Origin of the sequence: Rhodoferax sp. (assembly GCF_039922535.1) — a bacterium.
In the GTDB taxonomy this organism is placed as follows: Bacteria; Pseudomonadota; Gammaproteobacteria; order Burkholderiales; family Burkholderiaceae_C; genus Rhodoferax_B.
Genome location: NZ_JBDTEM010000087.1, coordinates 1 through 3,665, shown reverse-complemented (window position 1 = coordinate 3,665; position 3,665 = coordinate 1). Strand labels below are relative to the sequence as shown.

General features: G+C 60.3%; 4 protein-coding genes. 2 read left to right on the top strand and 2 right to left on the bottom strand.

The genetic code is table 11. The annotated features are described in order from the left end of the window. On the top strand, positions 1-621 hold a 621-nt coding region (locus ABI213_RS03980; protein WP_348026159.1), incomplete at its 5' end, for a putative zinc-binding metallopeptidase. Here ABI213_RS03980 and ABI213_RS03975 read toward each other — a convergent pair. Further along, the gene (locus ABI213_RS03975; RefSeq protein ID WP_348026157.1) at positions 618-2,381 is read right to left on the bottom strand and encodes a methyl-accepting chemotaxis protein; all 1,764 of its coding nucleotides are present in this window, start codon (positions 2,379-2,381) and stop codon (positions 618-620) included. The genes ABI213_RS03980 and ABI213_RS03975 overlap by 4 nt on opposite strands. A 294-nt stretch (positions 2,382-2,675) precedes the next feature. Then, positions 2,676-2,888: a transposase gene (locus ABI213_RS03970; RefSeq protein WP_348005231.1), complete on the bottom strand. Its 213-nt coding sequence runs from the start codon at positions 2,886-2,888 to the stop codon at positions 2,676-2,678. Between the two features lie 539 nt (positions 2,889-3,427). Between ABI213_RS03970 and ABI213_RS03965 the strand changes: the two genes are divergently transcribed. Next, positions 3,428-3,665 (top strand): hypothetical protein (locus tag ABI213_RS03965; protein ID WP_348026155.1); only part of this gene is annotated, 238 nt, incomplete at its 3' end.

Below are 3,665 nucleotides of genomic sequence, written 5' to 3'. Positions count from 1 at the left end.
GACCACGGCCTGATCACCCTGAACATGGACGAGGCCGACGATGCCCGTCGCGAGCAGGTGCGCACGCAAATGGGCGAGTCCTACCGCACGCTACTGGGGCATTTCCGCCACGAGGTGGGGCACTACTACTGGGACCGGCTGGTGGTGGACACCCCTTGGCTGATTGATTACCGCACCCTGTTCGGCGACGAGCGTGCCGACTACGCTGCCGCCCTCAAACACCATTACGAAGAAGGCCCGCCCGCCGACTGGGCGCAGCGCTATGTAAGTACCTACGCCAGCACCCACCCCTGGGAGGACTGGGCCGAAACCTGGGCCCACTACTTGCACATGGTGGACACCCTGGGCACGGCCATGCGCTTTGGCCTGGATGCCGGGGATGTCGAGTTGCCCTACGCGCCGTTTACCCGCGAGGCGCTGTGGCGGCCAGAAGACCCCAGCGCCGACAGCTTCCTGAAGATCGCCAACGCCTGGGTCGAGTTGACCGGTGTGCTCAATGAGATGTCGCGCAGCATGGGCGAGCAAGACTTTTACCCCTTCGTGCTGACCCCCCCGGTCGTGGCCAAATTGCAGTTCATCCATTGCGTGGTGCTGCAGGCGCGCCAACTGCCTTCGACCTAGAACGAAGCCCAGTCGCCGTCATCATCCTTCGGCGGCTTGGCCGCAGCGATGGCTTTGCGCGGTGCGGCCAACGGCTTGGTGACCGGGCGTTTGGCCACGGCTTTCGGTGGCTGGGCCACGGTCCGTATCGGCGCGGCGCGCTTAGGCGCGGCACTGGCCGCGGGTGCAGGGGAGTAGGCCGCTGGTGCGGCGCGAGCGGGTGCCGACCCGGCATCCAGCTTGAATACCGACACCACCTGCACCAGATCTGCCGCCTGGCTTTGCAGGCTGCTGGCGGCGGCGGCCATTTGCTCCACCAGGGCGGCGTTCTGCTGTGTCACCTGGTCGATCTGGGTAATGGCCTCACCCACTTGCGACACGCCGGCGCTTTGTTCGCTGCTGGCAGCGCTGATCTCTCCGACGATATCGGCCACGCGGCGGATGGAGCTGACCACTTCGGTCATGGTATTGCCGGCTTGGTCGACCAGCAGAGTGCCCTGGGCCACGCGGTCCACGCTGGCACTGATCAGGCTTTTGATCTCTTTCGCCGCCTCGGCCGAGCGCCCGGCTAGGCTGCGCACCTCGCTGGCGACCACCGCAAAGCCGCGGCCTTGTTCACCGGCCCTGGCGGCTTCCACCGCGGCGTTCAGCGCCAGGATGTTGGTCTGGAAGGCAATGCCGTCGATGACGCTGATGATGTCGGCAATTTTTTGTGAGCTTTCATTGATGCCCTTCATGGTCTGCACTACCTGGCCGACCACGTCGCCGCCCTGCATCGCCACAGTAGATGCCTGCACCGCTAACTGGTTGGCCTGGCGGGCGTTGTCGGCGTTCTGCCGCACGGTGGAGTTCAGCTCTTCCATGCTGGCGGCGGTTTGTTCCAGTGCGCTGGCCTGGTTTTCGGTGCGCGCGCTGAGGTCGTGGTTACCCTGGGCGATTTCTGCGCTGGCGGTAGAGATGCTGTCCGCACCCTGGCGCACGCTGCCCACCACCTTGACTAGATTCGCTTGCATCTCTTGCAGGCTGGTGAGCAACTGACCGACTTCGTCGTTGCCGCTTTTCTCGATATGTCCGGCCAGGTCGCCAATCGCGATCTGGCGTGCAGCACCATTGGCCTGGGCCAGCGGGAGGATGATGGAGCGCGACAGCCACCAGGCGCAGGCCAAACTGAAAATGACGCCGAACAGGCCCAGGCCAATCAGCAGGTTGCGGCCTTGGGTGCTGTTGTCGGCAATGTCTTGGGCGCGCTGGTCGATTTTCTGCCGCTGGGTCTTCATCAGCTCTTCAAGTGCACCCAAATATGCGTTGCTCGCGGGCACGTACTTTTGCTCCAGCAACTGAATTGCCTCGTCTACTTTGTCTTCCTTTTTTAACGCAGTTATGGCATCTCGCGCAATTAGATAGTTTTTCCGTACCTCCCCTATTTTTGCCAAGAGTGCCTTCTCCTCATCGGTTGTCATCCGCTCAGTTATCGTGGGGACAACTTTTGAGGTGCGAGCAGTGGACTCTGCCGTGTCCTGAGAAAAATAGGTGGCCAGAGATGGATCACTGCTCCTGGCAATTGCGGCGGTGCGCCGTACCGCCATAAATACGTCCCGGTACCAGTCGCTGATGAGGCGCTCGGTCTGTATCGGGTTGTTCAGCATTTGTTGGGTGGAGTCAGCCGAGGTGTTGAGTTTGCTGATGCCCACCAGCATGGAGATCAAAGACAGCAGCAGGATCAGCGCAAATCCCAGACTTAGGCGTTGGGTGATGGACAGATTGGAGCGGTAAGCGGCCATGGTGGTTTGTCTCAAAAGCTGGATTGCTCTACTTTTACTAGCAACTTGCCAGAATGACAAGCGATAGTTCCCGCAGACCGGGCGCTGCAGGAAGCGAAAAACCCTGGGGCCGGGCTGGCAGACGGTAGTCACCCTGCCATGGATTTGCTATTGAGTTGATAGCTGCTAGCGCAGGTGCTCTCTGCGCTAGAGCCCTATTTCTCCTAAATTTTTGTAACTACTCAGGTAGCCTAGCCTGCTCAATGTCGTACTAAGCGGCCCAGCGAGGCTGCTACGGCACCCGTTGGAACACACTCACCAGGCAATCAGTCCGGCCTGCTGCTTGTAGGCGGCCAGCCCGTCGTGCACAAGTGTGCTGCGTACCCCACCCAGAATGTCCAGGGCGGTAAAGGCATCACCGCCGCGCTTGGCGTGGTAGGCCAGGTAGGTCAAGGTGTCCGTGACGGCGCAGTGTAGCCAGGCCAGCTTGCCTTGTACGCGGATGCCAGTTTCATCGGCATGGAGCACTGCGGTGGATAACGGTATGGTCCACCTGGGGGCTTTGGCGCAGGGTGTGGCCTTCGTGGCCAGGCTGGCTTCCGATAGGCTTTTGTCCAGCGATGCGCAGGCTCTTGGGAGACGGTTTGGTCAGCCCATCTGTGCTGGGGGGCGTGCTGGAGTTTTTGCTATTTAGCAAGAGGCACCCCTCCAACTCCAGTAGGTGTTTGTGCAGGGCAATGCTCTGCGCTGTGAGCTGCTCAATCTGAATGGCCTGCTTTTGCACCCGTTCTTGCAAGCTCTCTATCCGCTCATTTTTTTGCGCGGGACTGGGTTCGCTGAAGTCTGATGGAGTGAGTGGCATTGACCCGATCTTCGCCTACGGCTTCTGTGGGGGCTGCGTAGTTACTTTTCGATGTGAAAATGGGCGTTGACGTAGATAGGTACTGCGCTGGCAGCTCTCTAAAAAATAGCAAGTAGGGCCGGGTGCGTGTGGTGGCTTCGCCGGGTCAAATACGCCACAATGTGTTTATTTGTAAGCACGTTGCGATGCCGTCGATCTTTCCGCTATGACCCGAAGCCGCAAACTCTTGGTATTGCTGGTGGCTCTGCTGGTCGCACTGTACGCAGCGATTGCCGTATTCCAGTATTTCCAGCAACGGGACTTGAACCAGGTCAGCCGCCGTACCGACCGTGACGTGGTGTGGAACGTGTCGCAGCTAGAGGTGGAGTACTACCGCTTTGCCTGGGCGCTGGACCGCCGCTTGCTGGATCCTGAAAACCAGAGCGCCGAAGACCTGCAACTGC